Source organism: Thioflexithrix psekupsensis, from assembly GCF_002149925.1.
In the GTDB taxonomy this organism is placed as follows: Bacteria; Pseudomonadota; Gammaproteobacteria; order Beggiatoales; family Beggiatoaceae; genus Thioflexithrix; species Thioflexithrix psekupsensis.
This window is the reverse complement of sequence record NZ_MSLT01000023.1, coordinates 679,781-700,022: the sequence shown is the minus strand read 5'-3', so window position 1 is coordinate 700,022 and position 20,242 is coordinate 679,781. Positions and strand designations below refer to the sequence as shown.

Here is a 20,242-nt window from a genome sequence, read left to right as displayed (position 1 = left end):
ACAAAATAAAGGTTTTATAAATCACATCATCTTGCTATATTCGCTAAAGCTATAGGTATATAGTGTATCATTTTTGATACACTTTTTCAAGTTAGAACTTAAATCAAAGTTCCTTAGTCATTAACTCACCCTCAACACTGCTGCTGCAATAAAACCGTTAATTCATGGGCAGGCATCGGTTTATAAAAATAAAATCCTTGAACATAATCGCAGGCATAACGTTGCAGACAATTTAATTGCGCTTTGGTTTCCACACCTTCAGCAATAACATCCATGCGCAAACTGCGGGCTAAAGTGGTAATGGCAGAAACTAAATTAGCTCCGTTAGGCGTTTGAATTTTGCCAATAAAAGCCGCGTCTATTTTTAACACATCTAAAGGGAATTGGCTGAGATAACTCAGTGAAGAATAACCCGTGCCAAAATCATCTAATGCTAAAAAGACTCCTAATTGTTTTAATTGGCGTAATGTTGTGACCGTTTTTTCTGCATCTTGCATGGCTAAACTTTCGGTAATTTCTAATTCTAAATAATGAGGAGCTAATTGCGCTTCTAGCAAAGCCCGATGCACTCGCTGTAATAATAAAGGATCGTTAAATTGTCGCATCGATAAATTCACCGCCATGCGCACGGGCGACAACCCTTGTGCCAGCCAACGTTGCGCTTGGCGAGTGGCTGAAGACAACACCCATTCGCCCACAGGAACGATTAAGCCAATATCCTCCACAATCGGAATAAATTCGCTGGGAGAAATTAATCCAAATTCAGGATGTTGCCAACGCAATAAGGCCTCAACTCCCGCAATTTTTCGACTGTGAATATCGACTTGGGGTTGATATAGTAAAAATAATTCTTCTCGCTCTAAAGCATAACGTAAATGATGTTGTAATGTTAAACGTTTTTTCGTTTGCGCATTCATTGGGCCTGCAAAGTAATGATAATTATTATAACCTTGCCGCTTGGCCTCATATAAATTTGCATTGGCACGCCTTAATAATTCTACTAAATTTTGCCCATCTCTGGGATAAAAAGCAAGCCCACCACAAGCACTCACTGATAATTCTTGATCTAATAATTGTAACGGACGTTGAATTGCCATTAGTACATTATCGGCTTTATCTAATGTGATTTGTACTAAACGTTCGTCTGCGGGTAATTCGTCGAAAACAATCACGAATTCATCACTGCCTAAACGTGCAATTAATTCATCTTTTTCCTGCAAACATTTGACTAAACGTTGACCAATTTCTTTTAATAATTGATCACCCACTTGATGCCCAAAAACTTCGTTAATATCTTTAAAACTATCCAAGTCAATCACCAATAAAGACAAGTGATGATTTTCTCGAATGGCGCGTTTAATCGCTTGCTCTAAACGATCTTGAAATAAATTGCGATTGGGTAAATTGGTCAAGGCATCATAATGCGCGAAATAATAAGCCCGTTCTTCGGAGCGTTTTTGATAGGTATTGTCGGTTAAAATGCCAATGTAATTGACAATATTACCCTGATCGTCATGAATTACTGTAAGACTGAACCATGTGGGAAATGCTTCTTCTGTTTTACGACGGTGCCACACTTCACCGCTCCAATAGCCTACAAAATGCACCGCTTCCCATAAATTGTGGAAAAAAGTTTGGCTGTGTTGTCCTGATTGTAGTCGGCTTAAATCTGTGCCTAACATTTCTGCTTCTACATAGCCTGTTAAATCCGTAAACGCAGGGTTGACACTGATCACGCGCCGCTCGGCATCCATGATCACAATGCCTTCCCGACTGGTTCTGAATACGCTCGCGGCTAATTGTAAATCGGCTTCAATGCGTTTTCGCTCTTGAATTTCGGCTTGCAAACGTTGATTTTGCAAGGCTAATTCTTCTGTGCGTTTATTGACTTCTTGTTCTAAAATATGGCGGGTTTTTAATAAATCTTTTTGAAATAAATCTGTGGTTTCTGTCACGGTTTCTAAAGCAATTTCTAAATCTGTTTTTTCTCGTTCTAAACCTTTATGCTCCTGTTCTAATTGTTCTAATCGTAAACGGAATTGGCGCAATTCATTAAATAATGCGGTTTCAATTAAATCGCCATGTTCAGTGGTGGTTAATAAAACGGCTTCTAAATCTAATCGTTCCTGCTCAAATTCTTCTAATTTACTGGCCAATTTTTTCAATTCCGTCGTGAGTCGATAACGGGGCAGTAACGAATGAGAAGTTGTAAGTAAAGGGCGAGTCTCTTTTGTCATGGTGAATCACTGTAGTTACTTGACACGATCAGTAGGAAACGATCAATATGGTCTGATCTTCCCCAGATTAAAGACCATATAAAATGCGGCTTGTGTCCATTATTGCACAGCTTGCGCTAAATTGCGTGACATCGGCTTATTATTATACGTTTTTGAAGGCTTATTTTTATAAAAGTGACTTTCCTTGCTCTTTTATCTGCACGAATTTTCAATTAGAATAAGTCGCGGTTTGTTTTATGACAAAATAATGGCTTAACATCAACATTTATTGAGGATATTCGCTTGATTGACTTAAAAACTTGGGCTGTTTATGAACAGTACTTTTTAACCATTGGTCTTTTTTGCTTAATTGCCTATATGATGTTTATTATTTTTAAATTAGGACAAGAATCAAAAGCAGGAAAATGGGGCTATTTTGTGTTATTTTTAGCGTTAGGTTTGGGCATGTTTGGCTTTATTGCAAAAACAGTCATTGTTGAGCTGCTTGAGCTTTAATTTTTCTTCATTTTAACTTGCTGGCGATTAGACGGTTTATTTATTGCATTTGCGCAGTTTGCCTGCTTTTTTTCTGACTAATCGCCTTCGATTGATTCCATACATTTAATACTTTTACTTTACATTTTTTGTCCGAATCAGAATTGACTGAATTTCAGAGTTTCCAAAATGGAAAGAATAAAAAATATACGGAAAATAAACAAGTTGCAAGAATCCATTTTGATAATTCAAATATTCTGTTAATTCTAATTTTGAAAAAATAAGGGTTTTGTGAATCCTAATCTTTTTGGTTTATAACCCTATTAAATGTCGGAATAACACCAGCTTGTTGCCAAATCTGACAGGTTTTTAGTTTTCATTTTCTAACGCATGAAGTCAAGACCATGAATGGTAATTCGTCACGAGCGCAAACGCCTTTGGTATTGGTTGTGGACGACGACGCGATCATGCGGATTCTTATTCGTCACGCGCTGCGCAAAGCGGGCTTTGAAGTCATTGAGGCCAGTCATGGGGATGCGGCTTTGGCGTTGTTTCAAGCCCAACGTCCTGATGTTGTATTGCTTGATGTGCTAATGCCGAACATGGATGGTTATACTGTTTGTCATACCATGCGCCATACTCCCGGTGCTGAACATACGCCCATTTTCATGGTGACAGGCTTAGATGACGTGGCTTCGATTGATGAAGCCTACCAAGCAGGTGCCACCGATTTTATCACAAAACCAATTACTTATCCGTTATTGGGGCATAGAATTCGTTATGTTTTACGTGCCAGTCGGGCAATGCGGGATTTAAACAAAAGTCAAACGCGCCTCGCTCACGCTCAAGCTCTTGCTCGCGTTGGCAATTGGGAGTGGGATTTGGTGCGGGATCGTTTTTTATGTTCCAGCGAAATTTTTCGTATTTTAGGCTTGTCATTGGAGGAAACCGAATTTGATCGGCAAGATTTTTTGCGTGCCATTCATCCTCATGATTTATTATCCGTCACACAAGTGTGGAATAATGCCGTTCAATACGGTCGCCCTTACAGCATTGATCACCGCATTATACAACCTTTAGGGCGAGAACGCATTGTGCATCAACAAGGCGAAGCCATCCGCGATGATTTACAACGTATTGTGCAAATTAATGGTACATTACAAGATATTACCGAACGCAAACAAGTCGAAAATGAATTAAAACAATACCGCAATCATTTAGAAGAATTAGTGGAAAAAAGAACCTTAGAATTAACGGTGACAAATTCCCGCTTACAAGAAGCCAAAGAACAAGCCGAAAAAGCCAATTCATTAAAAGATAAATTTATTTCTTTAGTGGCTCATGATTTACGCTCGCCTTTATCGGGTATGATTTCCGCTTTAGAATATATGGCCAGCGATGAAGAAACGCCATTAAATACGGAACATCAAGATATTGTTGAACGATTAATTACCATTGGTAAATCTTCAGTACATCTGATTGAGGATGTATTAAATATCAGTCGCATTAAAACGGGTAAATTAAAACCAGAATGTGATTGGTTAGATTTACGGCAAAAAATTGATAAAAATATCCATAAACTCAACTTCTTAGCTCAACAAAAAGGGATTTTATTGCTTAATGAAGTGCCAGAAGATGTGTTAATTTATGCCGATCCATCTTTATTAGGTGAGGTGATTCAAAATTTAGCATCTAATGCCATTAAATTTTGTCATCGTGGGAATTGGGTGCGGTTTTATTTGGCGCATCGAGAGCCTTATGCTTTGGCGGTGGAAGATAATGGAATAGGCATTGCGGAAGAAAAATTGCCGCGTTTATTTCGCATTGAAGAAAAAACCTCCACCACAGGTACGGCCGGTGAACAAGGGACAGGGTTTGGTTTACCCTTTTGTTACGATATTATGGTGGCTCATGGCGGCTCAATGACCGTAAAATCCACTGAAGGAGAAGGCACTATCTTTTTTGTCCATTTTCCGCTTCATCCTTTAACAGCGGAAGATTAAAAATTATTTTTAAGTCAGTACCTAAACGAAAATAATCTGGAACATCAGCTTTTCTACCGCCCCCTACCCTTTCTGTAGGAGAGGACGGTAGAAGAGTAAAAATTCTGAACGGTTTTAGTGGCGGAATATTTTATTTAACCACTTAATTTTGATGGGGAAATAATTGCCGTAATCCACCGCGACAGGGTTCTAAAACTGCACCACGTTCCGTCACAATCGCATCAATCAGGTTTACAGGAGTGACATCAAAAACAGGATTCCATGCCCCAATTCCCGCTGGCGCAATCGTTTGGCCGGCCAAAGTGGTGACTTCTTCAGCGGCGCGTTGTTCAATGGGAATGTCTGCGCCTGAATCTCGTTGCCAATCAATGGTAGAACTGGGCGCGACGACCATAAAACGCACACCGTGATACTTGGCTAACACCGCCAACGAATAAGTGCCAATTTTATTCGCCACATCGCCATTAGCTGTAATGCGATCTGCGCCAACAATGACCCAATTAATCTTTTTTTGTTGCATCAAACTGCCTGCGGCACTGTCGGGCAATAGGGTTACTGGAATACCATCTTGCTGTAACTCCCACGCGGTGAGGCGCGAACCTTGTAACCAAGGGCGCGTCTCATCGGCAAAAATAACAGAGACTTGCCCGCGCCGATACGCCGTACGAATCACACCCAATGCCGTACCATAACCGCCTGTTGCCAATGAACCAGTATTGCAATGAGTTAAAATACATGCGCCCTCGCCTAAAATATCCGCACCAAATTCTCCCATCGCATAATTATCTGTAATGTCTCTATGATGAATCTGATCGGCTAATTGTAAAACGGTAGGTACTGGATCGGTATTAGGGGGAATGGTGGCGAGGGCTTCCCGCATTCGTGCCAAGGCCCAATTGAGATTGACTGCGGTTGGGCGCGAAGCGGATAATTGCGCGAAATCAGTTTCAATGTGTTCTCGCCAATGCTGTCCTTGCGTCGTATAGGCTTGACGTACAGCCAACACCGCACCATACGCCGCTGCAATACCAATCGCAGGTGCGCCGCGCACCACCATGTCTCGAATAGCTGCGGCCACTTCATGCGCATGATGCAGGACTAATTCCTCGCGGCTAAAAGGCAGTTTTCGTTGATCCAATAAATAAAGTTGGTCATTTTCCCAACGAATGGGACGTAAATTGTCATGGGTTTGTTTCATGAGAAAAAAGTGAATAATAACGGTTAAATTTTTGACTAAAAAATAAAAAAGAAAAAGCCAATTAGCTGTGAATGGCATCCTCTTCTAAAGGAAAATTTTCGCCATATTCGGTGAGCCATTCTACCGCTGCTGCTTCCATGTCTAGGTAACGGCCTTGTCGTTCTAATTTTTTGCGATAGTCTTCAATATGACAAATTTGTTCTACCATGCGGGCTTCTTCGGCATCGTCTTGATCAATGAAACGTACTCCAATATCATACCCCCCATTTTTAGGCTGACACCACGCCACACTACACAAGGCCTCAAAAGGAGGATTCACCAAATCAATATTAATTTTTAAAGGAATCCCCAACTCAAAAGCCTGTTGTGAATGAAAAGCAAGGCCACCTAAACTGATGTTATTTAAGGCTTGTTGCGATTGCTTGACGGAAAACAGCTCCGAGCTTGACGTATGGGACACTTTTAGCGGAATCGTGACAGGGTGGCGAATAAAACGGCGTTTATCAAGTTCTCCGTGCCGTTCTTTTTCTGACTCAAGCAGATGTAAATGGCGAATCGCACGCCCCACCGCATCGTAAACATCCCGAATTTGTCCTCGTCCCTCGCGCAATAAAGGCAATAAAGTAATATGATGTGACGGTAAATCGACATGTTGTTGTAAGGCGCGAATAATCGCCTCATCGCTGCCTAACCAATCATGTAAGTCAGACAGTCGTTTTTGCCAATTTTCTGGCTCGAATTTTTTCATTATTGCTGTGCGAGAAACCCCGTATCTTATTGATTGATTGGGGTTGGGATAGCGTAGGCATATCATGCCGCCTTTCTCGCTTCCTCCATTTTTGTCGCGCTATCTGTTGTTGCCATGAAAAAATACAGCGTTCGGTAACGGCTAGATGTGTGGGCGTGCCGAAGAGGCTGCTGTGATTATTTTTTTGTTAAGCGCATAATATGCCTTAATTTTTGATGGCTGTCATGTAATTTAACGGGTGAGATCATTTCCATTTTATCCAAAACTAACGCGAAAAATTGGGACAAAAAACTTTATAATGAACAATGAACCCGCTATCACTTGGAGAAAACAATGACCTTACGTTTATTTTATTTTTTGGGATTAAGTTTAATTGCGCTGTGGCTAAGTGGCTGCGGTGAAAAGACAGAAACGCCCAACCAATCCAGTCAAGCAAATGATTCACAAGAAAAATCAATCGGTCGCTTGCCTATGCCACTCGCTGCGCCGTCGTCATTTACCGCTGCAAAAAATGCGCTGTATAATCAAGTTTACGCGGGGCATTCCTACACTTTTTACTGTGGTTGTCCTTTTGATCGCCGCGAGGGCGTTGATTTGGAGGCTTGCGGTGTCACTCCGCGTAAAAATCTCCAGCGTGCCAGCCGCGTAGAAGCAGAACATGTTTTTCCTGCACATCAATTCGGTCATTTTCGCGCCTGTTGGCGTGAGCCTTTGTGTACAGATAGCAAAGGTCAGCCATTTAAAGGGCGTGAATGTTGTTTAGAAACTGACGAAGTGTTTCGCACGGCACATAATGATCTGCATAATTTGTTCCCCGCGGTGGGTGAAATTAACGGAGATCGTTCTAATTATAATTGGGGGATGTTAAGCGGAGTTAAAAGCGAATATGGACGATGTGAAATAAAAATTGATTCCAGCATTCGCCGCGCTGAACCGCCTGCAAATGTGCGTGGGGATATTGCGCGGGTTTATTTCTATATGGCGGCGACTTATGGCTTTAATTTATCGCGTCAAGATGTGCAGTTATTCACGGCGTGGCATCGACAAGACCCACCCGATGATTGGGAACGGGAACGTAATCGTCGTATTGCGCGAATTCAGGGCAATGAAAACCCTTTTATTGTGAATGCCGACTCCGTGCCAAAAGAATAGTGATTGTCTGAAAAACATCATACACACCTATTATCTGTGTAATTCGCTTTGTATTGGGTTATTCACTGATAATAGGGGTTCTTTTCACCCCACTACATCCTTTAATCCGATTAATGACACTGTAGCTGACACTATGACAAAATTGGTAATTTTAGACCGCGACGGTGTCGTTAATTACGACTCGGCTAACTATATTAAATCCGCCGAAGAATGGCACGCCATCCCCGGTAGTTTGGAAGCCATTGCTCGTCTTAATCAAGCGGGTTATCGTATTGTGATTGCAACCAATCAATCGGGGTTATCTCGTGGTTTATTTACTCCCGATGATTTAACTGAAATTCATCTAAAAATGCACCGCGAATTAGCAGCCGTTGGTGGACACATAGAAGCGATTTTTTTCTGTCCTCATGCCGACACAGAACAATGTCAATGTCGCAAACCAAAACCCGGTTTATTGCATGATATTGCCAATCGTTTGGGTTTGTCTTTATCGGGCGTATATTTGGTGGGTGATGCCTTACGCGATTTACAAGCAGCCATTGTGGCTGGGGCGCGTCCTGTCTTGGTATTGACGGGTAAAGGACGCAAAACACTCGCCGATTTAGAAGGTTTTAAAGACGTATTAATTTATGACGATTTAGCGGCATTTGTTGATGCCTTATTAACCACAGAGGATAATTAATTCATGTTAATGGTGCGTGCTTTTGTCTTTTATGTTTTTTTAGTGATCACACTGATCTTTTACGCGCTATTGGCTGGATTTTTACTGATCATGCCTTTTGAGATGCGTTATCGTATTATTACTCAATGGCCGAGATTAATGACTTGGGGATTAACGGTTATTTGTCGTTTGGATTATCACGTGCAAGGAACGGAGAATTTACCCGATTATCCGGTGGTCATTGCTAGCAAACATCAATCGGCTTGGGAAACGTTAGCTTTTCAAGAAATTTTTTGTAAACCCACGTGGGTATTAAAACGGGAATTGTTATGGATTCCGTTTTTTGGTTGGGGGTTACGTTCAATTCGCCCGATTGCCATTGATCGCAGCCAACGCCGTCAGGCGATGCAACAAGTGTTGGCACAAGGCACGGAGCGGTTAAGAGCGGGACATTCTGTGATTATTTTTCCCGAAGGCACGCGAGTTGCGCCCGGTGAGCGTAAACGTTATGGTTTAGGGGCGGCGAATTTGGCGATTGCGGCGAATGTGCCGCTTGTTCCAGTCGCACATAATGCGGGCATTTTCTGGAGACGTAATGGATTTATCAAATATCCCGGCACCATTCAGGTGGTTATCGGCCAACCCATTCAAGTACAAGGCAAAACTGTACAAGAGATTATGTCAGAAGTTGAAACGTGGGTGGAAGAAACCGTAAAACACTTACCGAGTAAACCATCAGAAATGCTGTAAATTTTGAGCAGAGAAAAATTTTACTCACCATGAGGATTCTACCATCATGTTAAACATTCTGGTTTTATACTACAGTCGTTATGGTAATGTTGCACAAATGGCGCGTTTTATTGCTCGCGGAATCGAGCGTGTTCCTGATTGTCAAGCGGTATTGCGCACAGTGCCAGCGGTGTCTGCGGTGTGCGAAGCAACTGAACCCAGTATTCCTGCTGAAGGCGCACCTTTTGTGACGTTGGAAGAATTGGCGGCAGCCGATGCCTTAGCGTTGGGCAGTCCTACTCGTTTTGGTAATATGGCTGCACCGATGAAGTATTTTTTAGATCAAACCAGCAGTTTATGGCTTAACGGACAATTGATTGGTAAGCCTGCAACTGTATTTACATCAACATCCAGTTTACACGGGGGGCAAGAATCGACGTTGTTATCCATGATGTTGCCGTTGTGGCATCACGGGATGATTTTAATGGGTTTACCCTACAGCGAAGTTGATTTGATTACGACCACCAGTGGTGGCACGCCCTACGGTGCTACGCACGTGGCAGGCAGCGACAGCCAACTCCCCCTCACCGAAGCAGAACAACGTCTTTGTCGCGCCCAAGGTGAACGCCTCGCTCAATTGGCTAAACAATTGCGCGGATAATTGGGGGAATAAGGGGAAAATAAAATGAGAGAATTCATCCGCGGTCAAAAATTAAAATTATCTGAAATAACCGACGCACAACAATTGCGCATTGGTATCAGTATTAACACGGCTAATGCGATGGTTTTAGATATTTCTTGTTTTGCGGTGGATGTGAATCATCAATTGTCGGATGATCGTTATTTTATTTTTTACAATCAATTGCAATCTCCTTGCGGTTCGTTGGTGAGTTTGGGCGCAGTGGGTGGCGATCAAATGCAATTTGCAATTGATTTGGCGCGATTACCGTCTTTTATTCACAAATTGGTTTTTGTGGTGACTGTTGATGGCGACGGAGTCATGTCGCAAATAAAAAACGGTTATTTAAGGTTATTATCTCAGGAAATTGAACAAGCGCGATTTCGTTTTATCGGTTCTGATTTTGCGCAAGAGAAAGCCATTATTGTGGCTGAAATTTATCTGAAAGAGGTGTGGCGTTTTTCAGCGGTGGGACAGGGATTTAATGGGGGATTAAGTCAATTATTAAGCCATTTCGGTGGTCAAGAAACGCCCGCAGAATCTCTTCAAGAATCTCAACCCATTATTGAGAAAAAAGTCACGCCTTCTCCTGTTAAAATGGCTAAAGTTGCTTCTTTAGAAAAACAGTTAAATCAACAGGCTCCTCATTTGTTAGAAGTTGCTCATACATTAGCTGTTGTATTAGAAAAGAATCAATTAATTCATGTTATTGCAAAAGTGGCTTTAGTGCTTGATGCGTCTGGCTCAATGTTCGCGGCTTATCGAGATGGAACGGTGCAAGCGACTTTAGAAAGAATGGTATTGACTGCTGCATATTTAGACGACGATGGTCAATTGGAAACATGGTTTTATGCTTTAAAACACCAGCGATTTCCAGACATTTCTGTTGATAATGTTTCTGATTATTTATCGAAACACGTCAATAAAATCTCTTGGGGAGAAATTGTCAAAGGTCTGGGCGGGATAAATAATGAACCTCCTGTGATGCAAGAGGTATTGGACACTTATAGAAAATCGGATTTACCTGTTTTAGTGATTTTTATTACGGATGGTGGAATTTGCAAAACTAAACCGATTAAAAAAGTGTTAATAGAAGCTTCTGATTATCCTATTTTCTGGCAATTTATTGGATTAGCGGGATCGAATTATGGTGTGTTGCAAGACCTCGATAATATGACAGGGCGAACGGTGGATAATTCGGGCTTTTTTCAAGTCGACGATTTAAAACAAATCACTGATGAACAACTTTATGAGCGTTTATTAAGCAAGTTTCCTCAGTGGTTAAAAGCAGCTAAAGCAGAGGGGATTGTGTGAGGGAAGAAATCTCCCCAAAAAATCCCCTAAATCCCATTGAATAATGACAATATTATCTTGTACTGCGCCCTGTATATTGAGTCAGCACCACGGCATTGCCTTCGCTGTCGGTGAATAACACTTGATGATAACCTGGGTGTTTACTGATTCCTGACTTGCTGTTAATCGCGGGAATAACAGGGAATTTTGCGCCTGCGGCTTTAAGGTGTGTCATGGCGGTTTCCACATTGCTGACTAACAAACTTAAATAAGTCGAAGCCTCTTGATCACGGGGTATTTTGTCGGTTTCTGGCTCGGTTTCAAACATGCCCAAAACAGCGCGTTCTCCCCAAAATCCTTTCCAATACTCGTCCTTATAATTGTCCGCTCCTCCCGTTAAAGCCCGTAAAGCCTTATCCGTGGCCGCCCAAGTCGATGGGGTTACGGGTATTCCTGCATAATCAAATTCAATAGCCAAACCCCGCGGCCGCCCTGCGTTGACGGTGAGCGATACGGCTAATGTCGCCGAATTCGCAGCAAACACTCGTGTGTCTAAAGCTTCTAAGCGACGTTGCCACGGTGGCGCGCCTGTTGCCGAAATTCGCCGCGTCACCACCACCCACGCGCCTATTTGTCTCATATTTCCCTCGCTTAAATCCCATTCTACAAAAGGATAACGGGTTTGCCAGTTGGTTGTGTTTTGCTCATCTGTGCTGCGGCCAAAAGTACGGGATAAACGTTGACGCACTTTTTTCTCGCCCACAGCCCATCCTTGTGTACGGGTGTGGGTGGTGTCGAGCAGCGCGATGTTGGACGCGGAATATTCTACAATGTCATTTACTTTTCCTTTTGTCCAAGCCGTCCACACTTGCTTGTCCGCCGTGGCAATGGCGGAGGGCAGTTTGTCGCCAGATAATGTGCCAGTTATACGTAAAACAGGTTCTTGAGCCGTCGCCGATCCCGATGAAAATCGCGCCAAAGCCACCAAATTTCCAGAAGGCTCATAACCATATAACACCGTCATTCCTGCAAAATCCCGCTCTTTAGCTAAAAATTCAACGCCTTGTTTTTCTGCATTATTTTTTGCGGAGTTAAAATGTGGCGGAGTCAAAATTGGCCAACCATTCGGCAATCCCTTACGTGGCCGTGCCAATTCCACCGTGTCCGTTGTCACCAAATACAAGCGTGAGCCTTTCATTTCAAAAACAGCCACATTTTTAGTCGAGGCTTCAGGCGCACCCAGCAGTGGTTGATAAAATTTGACCGCACGCGCCAAATTCTGTACTGGCATGGCGTAATCGTAAGCAAAAACAGCTTGGCCGGGTTGTTCACTGTCGGTGTCGTAGTCTAAATTCCACACATCGGCACTAAAAGCCAATTGCCATTTATCTTGTTTTTCATCATGGATAAAAATTTGCGTCAATGCAGCCGTATCATCAAATGACCAGCGATTGCCGCCTGTGACATCAAGGTAATAGCGCACTAAAGCGGTGTTGTCTCGTGTTTCAACGTACACATGACGCAGCGTACCTTGCAAAGCGGATGCGCCCTGATCATCCGTTTCGTAATATTCCCATTCTCGCGGTAAAGCGGCAATGACCTCGTCACGTCCCGATAAAATGCGGGCTTGATTTTGTGACACCATCAACACATTTTCGGTTAATAAGCGTTGACAGGCTTCAATATCACGTCGTACCCATGCCTCCTGCCAAGCCACAATGGCTTTTTGTAAGGCTTTAGTTTTCGCTTTATCTTGATGACCGCTTAAATGCCAGTCATCTTTGGATAGCTGTATTTTTTCCTGTTCACTGGCTTGTGCTATATTTGAAAGTATAACAAAAAATCCAACAACTATAACACAGAATAACATCATGATTTTCATCATGATATTGTTAGAAAAGCAGTTCACGATTTGTTTTACCTTTATTGTTTACGTTGATAATAGAAGAATTCCGCATTTTTTGGCTATTATTCAATATCTCATTACCATTTATCAAGTGGTAAATTTTAATTTATTCATTGGGTTATTTTTTAGTGCCATGAGGTTTAATTGCATATTTCATTAATGAGGTATTATATTACCATTTATTGTCATGAAACCTATAGACGTGGTTTTAGACAAGGATTATGATATAAGCGTCGCCTCAGAAATCGGACAAATTGGATATTTTGAGGTATAGACAAACACGAGATGAATTTTACCTTTTTAAAGCAAAATTGGAGTTTTTCGTCATGACAATGCGTACCCTTGTGGCTTTTATGTTGTCGGCTGGTCTATCTATGGCTGCTTTTGCAGAAGAACCGTCCGCTGAAGCAGAGCAAGCAGCGAAAACAGCCAAACAATCCGCAGGTGAATTTGATCCACAAACTTACACTTGTGGTCATTTCATGGGTGATTTGGAAAAAGAAGGCTCAGAATTGATGGGCGTGGCTTTGATTTGGATGCACGGTTATCAAAGCGCGGCGCACGGTACGGATGCTATCGGGGCATTGAACGAAGCGGCAGTATCTGCGATTGCTCAAGAAGTGGCTGAGTACTGCACAGAGGCTTCTGGCGAAACCTTCTCTCGTGTAGCGCATCAAATTGCTTCTGAAGAGTAATTTTGTAGTAAGTCTGTAGTAAGATAGCTCCCGATGTTTGGGGGCTATTCGTCGAAAAAGAACGTATACGCATGATTAACTCTGCTCTATTTCTTCAATCGTCAAGCCAGTTAGTTCTGCAATATCGTTACTATTCATTCCAGCGCGTTGCATTTTTTTAGCGGTTTGCAATAAAGCTCTTTTCAAGCCACGTTCTTCACCAATTGCAATACCTATTTCTATTCCTTCTTCTCGACCCTCTTCTCGACCTTCTTCTTTGCCTTCCAATTTCCCCAACACATAAGTAGATTCATACATACTCGCTTGATAATGCAAATCTTCTTGGTGGCGTTCATAAGCTAAACGTTCTTGAGGAGTCATTTTTAATATGTCTAAGGTTTCTTTAGCTTCTTTTAAACCTTTGGCGGTAAAATTTTCTTCAATTTTTTCATTTTTTAGAAAATAAATCCACTCATCTAAAGTATCTTTTGATACGTTATTAAAATTGCGCAATTCAATTAGATAATATTCAGGATATAAATCAGCAATTTTTTTTGCTGCATAGAGATTTTTTTGTTCTGCGCTTAATTCCAATTCCGTTTGATTATGTAAACCAATAAATCGCGTTGTACCATGATAAATATAATCATCTCCTTTACCTAAATCAAAATGCAAAATATTTACAGAAATTACTTTGCTCACTTCAGAATAAGATACACCTTTAGGCAAATGCTCAGTAATTACCTTAGAGCAAGAATAAAGAATGCGTTGCAAATAATCTAATTCTCGTGAAAATTGCACCTCAATAATATAAATTTTCTGCTCACTGTCTTTGACCTTAATATCGACACGATTAAATTTATCATCTTGCTTTTCTTGATTACTTTCACTTTCTAAAATTTCCAAAATCTGAATATTGGTAAATAATAATTCAGATAAAAACCCCTCCAAAATCCCAAAATTAGCCTTGCTACGCAGGATTTTTTTAATCGCCCAATCAAAACTAATTAATTTTCTCGATGAGTTTGGCATTATTCGCCCCTTCTAAATACCAAAAAAAACTATGGCACAGGCAACGTAAAGTAAAATAATGATCCTTGACCTTCTTCACTCTCAACCCCGACTTGACCACCTAATTTCTCCACAATAGCGCGCACAATCGATAAACCCAATCCCGTCCCTTCTTGTTTGCGTTCTATGCTGCGATTTAAGCGAGTAAAGGGCGTAAATAAGCGCGATTTAGACGCTTCTGATAAACCTTCGCCATTGTCGCGTACCCAAAAACGCACGTAATGTGTTTCTAATTTTGCGCCTAAATATAATTTAGGTGGCATTCCGCCATATTTAATCGCATTGCTTAAATAATTTGTCCACACCTCCTCTACCCACGGCGCATAACCATAAGCCACTGGCCAAATTTCAGGTAAAAATAATTCGGCTTGTGTTTTTTCAATGTTCAATTTTAAACGTTCTTTTACCTGCTCTACAATTTCTCCCATTGCCAAAGGCGTTAAAGTGACTTTAGTTTTAGAAACCCCTGCTAATAATAACAACGCACTGACAATATCAGACATCTTTTTAGTCGATTGTCTAATATAATCGATATTTTTCAACTGCCTTTCATTAAGATTACTGGGATCATTTTCTAATAAATCATCGGTTAAACCAGTTAAAGCTCCCAATGGGTTTTTTAAATCATGCGCCACTGTGCGGGAAAAAGCGTCTAATTCCTCATTTTGCCGCTCCAGTTTTTTACGCAATCTCCTTAGGGTTAAATGCGTGCGAATGCGCGCCAATACTTCATCTTGAGAAAAGGGTTTAGTGACATAATCCACCGCACCCAATTCAAAACCTTTAATTTTAGAATCCGTGTCCGCTAATGAAGTCATGAAAATAACAGGAATATCCTTGGTTTCAGGATTCATTTTTAAACGGCGACAAGTTTCAAAACCGTTCATATTATTCATGAGAATATCTAATAAAATTAATTCAGGCTTCTGCTCAACCGCTAATTCAGTATCTTCCATAATTCTCAAGGCTTCAACACCATCTTCTGCCACTTTGATGTCAAAACCATACAGCGTTAAAAAATCAAATAACACGCTAATATTCGCTACATTATCATCAACGATTAACAAATTTCCTTGACTTTGTTCAGCCAGCATAATTTATTCTCCTATTGCGTTTTTTAAAAAATGCTGCAATTGTTTTAATTTAAAGGCTTTAATTTGACTCACGGCTTGATAAATAAACGCAGCATATTTGGGATGTTGTTCTGCTAATGCCATTGATTCTTTTAATAATCGCTTGACATCGCCGCGTTCAGCCAATTTTAACAAGCGTTTTAAATCACTACTAGGGGGATTTTGTGCTGATTCAACTTGCGAACGTAATTTATTTAAAGTATCCAATTCATTTTTACCGCCGCTCAAATGATTTTCTTCATAAATCCAGCTTAATTGGCAATGTTGTTTTAATAAATTAGTTAATTCATCAAAACGAATTGGTTTAGTCATAAAATCATTTGCGCCTGCTTTTAAACTTTGCGTTTTATCATCAGGATAAGCACTGGCAGACAGCACAATAGCAATTTTATCTTTTAACTCAGGATGTTGTCGAATATGCGTTAAACAAGTTAAACCATCCATAATTGGCATTTTTAAATCAAGAATAAAAATATCTGGCTTTTCATGTTGAGCAATCGATAAAGCCTGTTGTCCATCATTGGCCGTAAAAACCAGAAAACCTAATGGCGTTAATAAATTACTTAAAATAATGCGACTGTCCCATTTATCATCGGCTACTAAAATTTTTAAAGGGGTGGTGTGATGGGGACGATGATAACCAATAATATATTGCGCATCATTTTTTAAAGAAGTTTTACTTTCATGACTTAATTTAACAGGTTCTAATTCTAATTCAAACCAAAATAAACTACCTACCCCTGGCATACTCTGTACATTTAATTTTCCGCCCATCATTTCTATTAAATGACGAGTAATGGTAAGGCCTAAACCTGTGCCTTCTGTGGTAAATAAATCTTGATTTAATTGCTTAAAAGGTTCAAAAATAGCGTCTAATTGATCTGGCGCAATACCAATACCCGTATCTTCTATGTCAAAACGGACATAGTGACCCGTATAAATCACTTTAAAAACCACTTGTCCGCGTGGTGTGAATTTAATCGCATTGCTGATTAAATTTAATAAAATTTGGCGCAAGCGGCGGCGATCAACCATCGCATATTCTAAAGGATTTTTTCCCGTTAAAGATTTAGTAGAAAAAACCGTTTCATAAATTAACTGAATGCCGTTTTTCTCTGCTTGCATTTTAAAAGAATCAGCCACTTCTTTTAACAAAGAAGGCAAATGAACGGCCGTTTCTTCTAACATTAGTTTATTGGCTTCTATCTTGGAGAAATCCAATAACTCATTGATTAAAGTTAATAAATGTTCAGCACTGTTTTTTAAATTTTTTACATGTTCTTGATGCCTTTCTGAAATTGCATTATCGCGTTCAATAATTTGCGCATAGCCTAAAATAGAATTTAATGGCGTGCGCAATTCATGGCTAATATTAGCTAAAAAAGCGGATTTAGTGCGATTTGCTGCTTCTGCGGCATTACGTTCGCAGGCTAATGCAGCATTAGTATGGCGCAATTCCATTTCCGTGCGCACCCGTTCCGTGACATTTTGAATCAAAGAAGCCACCGCAATTGGCTTGCCATTCGCGTCGCGCAATAGCGCATGATACCATTCACAATATAATGGCTCTCCCGTCGCCGTGTAATTGATCCTAATATCAGGATTCGGTGTTTTTTCTGCTAATAATTGCGTTAATAATTCTTGTAAAGCAGATGTCGATTCAGCAGGAAAAATAAGGTTTGATAACAATTGTTGTTTAGCCGCTTTTTCGGAATAAATAAACAATTCCTCAGCCGCTTTATTCCATTGCTGAATTTTAAAAGAAAAATCCCACTCGATATAAGCCAATGGCGTTTGTTCAGTATATAAATGTAAACGTTGATTAGCTTGTTTTAGATTAACTTGAGTGGTTTTTAAGGTATGAACTTGTTGTTGTAACAATTGATTTTGTTGCGTTAATTGCTTTTGTAATTGACGCAATTGCAAATGAGTTTCTATCCGCGCTAATACCTCTGAAGGTTGATAAGGTTTAGTGATATAATCCACCGCGCCCATTTCAAAGGCTTTAATTTTATCTAAAGTTTCATGTAACGCACTGACAAAAATAATGGGAATATTTTTAGTGATAGGATTAGATTTTAATTGCAAACAAATCTCGTAACCATCATGAACAGGCATTAACACATCTAATAAAATAAGATCAGGATTAAAAGCCAATGCCTCAGCTAATGCCTCTGTGCTGTCATGTAAGAATTTTACATGATAATGATTGGTTGCCAAAATTTGTTCTAATATTTCTAAGTGAAAAGCCGTGTCATCAACCGCTAAAATTTTAGGGCAGGTTGTTTCTATCCATTGCGCGCAGGTGTTCATCATTAACTCCATTTAAATAAACGGTTCACCAGCATAATTCCTAGCCGCGCATACTATAGAGTGATTTGATGACCAAATGATGACTACAATTTCTTACCCCATTGAGAATCATTCTTAAACCCCATACCCAAAAATGAAAAATTAAGCCCTATTTTCTGCAAGATATGTCCTACTTTTACCAAACACAAGAGTATATTACTTATTAATATGGCTGTTTTTTTAAAATTCGGCCCCGTCGAATTCACACCGAATTCACCTGATGTCCCAATTGTTGACGTTTTACTAAGAAAATAACCGGCAATAATCCAATAATAATCAAAGTTAATGCAGGCAAAGCAGCGCGTTGCCATTCGCCTTCCGAAGTCATTTCATAAATGCGCACCGCCAAAGTATCCCAACCGAAAGGACGCAATAATAAAGTCGCTGGCATTTCTTTCATGACATCAACAAAAACCAATAGAAAACCTGCCATTAATCCAGGACGTAATAAAGGTAAATATAATCGCCATAATAATTCTCGTGGTGCTGCGCCTAATCCGCGGGCTGCTTCGTGTAATGAAGGACGAATGCGTTGCAATCCGCTCTCGATGGGATTATAAGCCACCGCCATAAAACGCACCACGTAAGCCAATAATAATCCTAATAAACCCCCACTTAATACAAAACCTATATCTATATTAAAAAATGCCAATCCCAGTTGTAAATAATGTTCAAACCAAACAAAACTTAACATAATGCCCACCGCTAAAACCGATCCCGGTAACGCATAACCTAAGGTCGCAATAGATACTGAGAAACGAGTCACTGCATTGCGCATTAAACGCTGACTAAAACCCAATAATAAACCCGCTATCACCGTTAAAGTCGCTGCAAAAAAACCAAGTAATAAGGTGTTAGAGAGTAAATTAAAATAACGCGCATCTAAATCTCGACTAAAATAATGCCATACCCAATATAAAAGCTGCATAATAGGAATAAAAAAAGCAACGAATAAAATCGTTAATGCAAATAAAGTCGCTGCCCATGCTCTCCAACCTTTTAACACATAACGACGGCCACAACGATTTTCCGCATGATAGCGGGCTTGATGACGTTGGCGACGCTCTAAAAATAAGGCTAACAACACAAAAAGTAATAATAATGAAGCCAATTGAGCTGCTGCGGCTAAATTAAATAAACTATACCAAGATTTATAAATAGCCGTGGTAAAGGTATCGTAATTAAAAACGGCAACAGTGCCAAAATCAGCTAAAGTTTCCATTAATGCCAAAGCCATTCCTGCGGCAATTGCAGGGCGCGCCATTGGCAAAGCCACTTGAAAAAAAGCCGCCGTTGGACTTAATCCTAAGGATTGCGCTGCCTCCATTAACCGCTGTCCCTGCCCTAAAAACGCCACTCTAGCCAACATATACACATAAGGGTATAGGGCAAGCACCATCACCAAAATAACGCCGCCCTCAGAGCGAATGGGGGGTATCCAATAATTGCCGCGCCCAAACCATTCGCGTAATAAACTTTGTATTGGGCCACTAAAATCAAATAATCCAATAATAACAAAGGCTAACACGTAAGCAGGCATCGCCAACGGCAACATTAACGCCCATGAGAGCCATCGCCGTCCGGGAAACTCGCACAGCGTCGTCAACCACGCCAAACTCACGCCCAGCAATAAAACGCCTAAACCCACTCCCAATAACAATACTAAAGTATTGCGCAATAAATCTATTAATAAAGTATCCGCTAAATGCTGCCAAATTTGCCTATCAAATTCCAGCCAAGATAAAAAAATAACCAATAACGGCATCACCACCAAAAAAGCCAGTAAAATACTACTCCATTGCCAGCCATTCACTTTAAATAAGTAAGAAAAATTTTTTCCTAAATTATCGGATAATTTTATTGTCACAGGTGAGATCATAAGCTAGAATAAATCAAAACTGAATCAGGTTAAAAAAATAGTAGTATTCGGCT

16 protein-coding genes are annotated in these 20,242 nt (G+C 40.5%); 8 read left to right on the top strand and 8 right to left on the bottom strand.

Annotated features, from left to right (window positions below; genetic code table 11):
- Nucleotides 1-131 precede the first annotated feature (131 nt).
- Nucleotides 132-2,237 (bottom strand): putative bifunctional diguanylate cyclase/phosphodiesterase, encoded by a 2,106-nt coding sequence (locus tag TPSD3_RS15635; protein ID WP_086489458.1) that lies wholly within the window; start codon nucleotides 2,235-2,237, stop codon nucleotides 132-134.
- A 282-nt stretch (nucleotides 2,238-2,519) separates the two neighbouring features.
- Here TPSD3_RS15635 and TPSD3_RS18040 point away from each other — a divergent pair, with 282 nt between their 5' ends.
- Both TPSD3_RS18040 and TPSD3_RS15625 read left to right on the top strand, forming a co-directional pair.
- Nucleotides 2,520-2,732, top strand: coding sequence for a DUF2788 domain-containing protein (locus TPSD3_RS18040; protein ID WP_245391620.1), 213 nt, complete (start codon nucleotides 2,520-2,522; stop codon nucleotides 2,730-2,732).
- A gap of 383 nt (nucleotides 2,733-3,115) precedes the next feature.
- Nucleotides 3,116-4,714, top strand: coding sequence for a response regulator (locus TPSD3_RS15625; RefSeq protein ID WP_086489457.1), 1,599 nt, complete (start codon nucleotides 3,116-3,118; stop codon nucleotides 4,712-4,714).
- Nucleotides 4,715-4,856: 142 nt separating this feature from the next.
- Here TPSD3_RS15625 and mtnA read toward each other — a convergent pair whose 3' ends face one another.
- Both mtnA and TPSD3_RS15615 read right to left on the bottom strand, forming a co-directional pair.
- Nucleotides 4,857-5,912 (bottom strand): S-methyl-5-thioribose-1-phosphate isomerase, encoded by a 1,056-nt coding sequence (gene mtnA, locus TPSD3_RS15620; RefSeq protein ID WP_086489639.1) that lies wholly within the window; start codon nucleotides 5,910-5,912, stop codon nucleotides 4,857-4,859.
- A gap of 61 nt (nucleotides 5,913-5,973) precedes the next feature.
- Nucleotides 5,974-6,660 carry a PilZ domain-containing protein gene (locus TPSD3_RS15615; protein ID WP_176329900.1) on the bottom strand — a complete coding sequence of 229 codons (687 nt, stop codon included), beginning with the start codon at nucleotides 6,658-6,660 and terminating at the stop codon, nucleotides 5,974-5,976.
- 333 nt (nucleotides 6,661-6,993) lie between these two features.
- Here TPSD3_RS15615 and TPSD3_RS15610 point away from each other — a divergent pair, with 333 nt between their 5' ends.
- The 5 genes from TPSD3_RS15610 to TPSD3_RS15590 all read left to right on the top strand — a co-directional run bounded on the left by TPSD3_RS15610 (nucleotide 6,994) and on the right by TPSD3_RS15590 (nucleotide 11,195).
- Complete coding sequence (locus tag TPSD3_RS15610) at nucleotides 6,994-7,812, top strand: endonuclease (RefSeq protein ID WP_086489455.1); 819 nt, start codon at nucleotides 6,994-6,996, stop codon at nucleotides 7,810-7,812.
- Between the two features lie 133 nt (nucleotides 7,813-7,945).
- The gene (gene gmhB / locus TPSD3_RS15605; RefSeq protein WP_245391619.1) at nucleotides 7,946-8,494 is read left to right on the top strand and encodes a D-glycero-beta-D-manno-heptose 1,7-bisphosphate 7-phosphatase; all 549 of its coding nucleotides are present in this window, start codon (nucleotides 7,946-7,948) and stop codon (nucleotides 8,492-8,494) included.
- A 3-nt stretch (nucleotides 8,495-8,497) separates the two neighbouring features.
- On the top strand, nucleotides 8,498-9,223 hold the full coding sequence (locus tag TPSD3_RS15600; protein ID WP_086489453.1) for a lysophospholipid acyltransferase family protein: 726 nt from the start codon (nucleotides 8,498-8,500) through the stop codon (nucleotides 9,221-9,223).
- A gap of 46 nt (nucleotides 9,224-9,269) precedes the next feature.
- Complete coding sequence (gene wrbA, locus TPSD3_RS15595; RefSeq protein ID WP_086489452.1) at nucleotides 9,270-9,863, top strand: NAD(P)H:quinone oxidoreductase; 594 nt, start codon at nucleotides 9,270-9,272, stop codon at nucleotides 9,861-9,863.
- Nucleotides 9,864-9,887: 24 nt separating this feature from the next.
- On the top strand, nucleotides 9,888-11,195 hold the full coding sequence (locus TPSD3_RS15590) for a vWA domain-containing protein (protein ID WP_086489451.1): 1,308 nt from the start codon (nucleotides 9,888-9,890) through the stop codon (nucleotides 11,193-11,195).
- Nucleotides 11,196-11,247: 52 nt separating this feature from the next.
- Here the strand turns inward: TPSD3_RS15590 and TPSD3_RS15585 are convergent, their stop codons facing one another.
- Complete coding sequence (locus tag TPSD3_RS15585) at nucleotides 11,248-13,059, bottom strand: DUF4440 domain-containing protein (RefSeq protein WP_086489450.1); 1,812 nt, start codon at nucleotides 13,057-13,059, stop codon at nucleotides 11,248-11,250.
- 347 nt (nucleotides 13,060-13,406) lie between these two features.
- Here TPSD3_RS15585 and TPSD3_RS15575 point away from each other — a divergent pair, with 347 nt between their 5' ends.
- Nucleotides 13,407-13,775, top strand: coding sequence for an HdeA/HdeB family chaperone (locus tag TPSD3_RS15575; RefSeq protein WP_086489448.1), 369 nt, complete (start codon nucleotides 13,407-13,409; stop codon nucleotides 13,773-13,775).
- Nucleotides 13,776-13,850: 75 nt separating this feature from the next.
- On the opposite strand, the gene TPSD3_RS15570 is transcribed toward TPSD3_RS15575, so the two are convergent.
- From TPSD3_RS15570 to TPSD3_RS15555, 4 genes are all read right to left on the bottom strand, one after another.
- A complete protein-coding gene (locus TPSD3_RS15570) occupies nucleotides 13,851-14,786 on the bottom strand; it encodes an Rpn family recombination-promoting nuclease/putative transposase (protein WP_086489447.1) in 936 nt (311 codons plus the stop codon).
- Between the two features lie 29 nt (nucleotides 14,787-14,815).
- Nucleotides 14,816-15,919: a sensor histidine kinase gene (locus tag TPSD3_RS15565; RefSeq protein WP_086489446.1), complete on the bottom strand. Its 1,104-nt coding sequence runs from the start codon at nucleotides 15,917-15,919 to the stop codon at nucleotides 14,816-14,818.
- A 3-nt stretch (nucleotides 15,920-15,922) separates the two neighbouring features.
- Nucleotides 15,923-18,274 carry a response regulator gene (locus TPSD3_RS15560; RefSeq protein WP_176329899.1) on the bottom strand — a complete coding sequence of 784 codons (2,352 nt, stop codon included), beginning with the start codon at nucleotides 18,272-18,274 and terminating at the stop codon, nucleotides 15,923-15,925.
- A 238-nt stretch (nucleotides 18,275-18,512) separates the two neighbouring features.
- Nucleotides 18,513-20,177: an ABC transporter permease gene (locus TPSD3_RS15555; RefSeq protein WP_245391618.1), complete on the bottom strand. Its 1,665-nt coding sequence runs from the start codon at nucleotides 20,175-20,177 to the stop codon at nucleotides 18,513-18,515.
- Nucleotides 20,178-20,242: the final 65 nt, after the last annotated feature.

Excerpts from the sequence above, each read along its gene's own strand:
- TPSD3_RS15635 (WP_086489458.1), bottom strand. The coding sequence starts at position 2,237 with ATGACAAAAGAGACTCGCCCTTTACTTACAACTTCTCATTCGTTACTG.
- TPSD3_RS15625 (WP_086489457.1), top strand. The coding sequence starts at position 3,116 with ATGAATGGTAATTCGTCACGAGCGCAAACGCCTTTGGTATTGGTTGTG.
- mtnA (WP_086489639.1), bottom strand. The coding sequence starts at position 5,912 with ATGAAACAAACCCATGACAATTTACGTCCCATTCGTTGGGAAAATGAC.
- TPSD3_RS15615 (WP_176329900.1), bottom strand. The coding sequence starts at position 6,660 with ATGAAAAAATTCGAGCCAGAAAATTGGCAAAAACGACTGTCTGACTTA.
- TPSD3_RS15610 (WP_086489455.1), top strand. The coding sequence starts at position 6,994 with ATGACCTTACGTTTATTTTATTTTTTGGGATTAAGTTTAATTGCGCTG.
- gmhB (WP_245391619.1), top strand. The coding sequence starts at position 7,946 with ATGACAAAATTGGTAATTTTAGACCGCGACGGTGTCGTTAATTACGAC.
- TPSD3_RS15600 (WP_086489453.1), top strand. The coding sequence starts at position 8,498 with ATGTTAATGGTGCGTGCTTTTGTCTTTTATGTTTTTTTAGTGATCACA.
- wrbA (WP_086489452.1), top strand. The coding sequence starts at position 9,270 with ATGTTAAACATTCTGGTTTTATACTACAGTCGTTATGGTAATGTTGCA.
- TPSD3_RS15590 (WP_086489451.1), top strand. The coding sequence starts at position 9,888 with ATGAGAGAATTCATCCGCGGTCAAAAATTAAAATTATCTGAAATAACC.
- TPSD3_RS15585 (WP_086489450.1), bottom strand. The coding sequence starts at position 13,059 with ATGATGAAAATCATGATGTTATTCTGTGTTATAGTTGTTGGATTTTTT.
- TPSD3_RS15575 (WP_086489448.1), top strand. The coding sequence starts at position 13,407 with ATGACAATGCGTACCCTTGTGGCTTTTATGTTGTCGGCTGGTCTATCT.
- TPSD3_RS15570 (WP_086489447.1), bottom strand. The coding sequence starts at position 14,786 with ATGCCAAACTCATCGAGAAAATTAATTAGTTTTGATTGGGCGATTAAA.
- TPSD3_RS15565 (WP_086489446.1), bottom strand. The coding sequence starts at position 15,919 with ATGCTGGCTGAACAAAGTCAAGGAAATTTGTTAATCGTTGATGATAAT.
- TPSD3_RS15560 (WP_176329899.1), bottom strand. The coding sequence starts at position 18,274 with ATGATGAACACCTGCGCGCAATGGATAGAAACAACCTGCCCTAAAATT.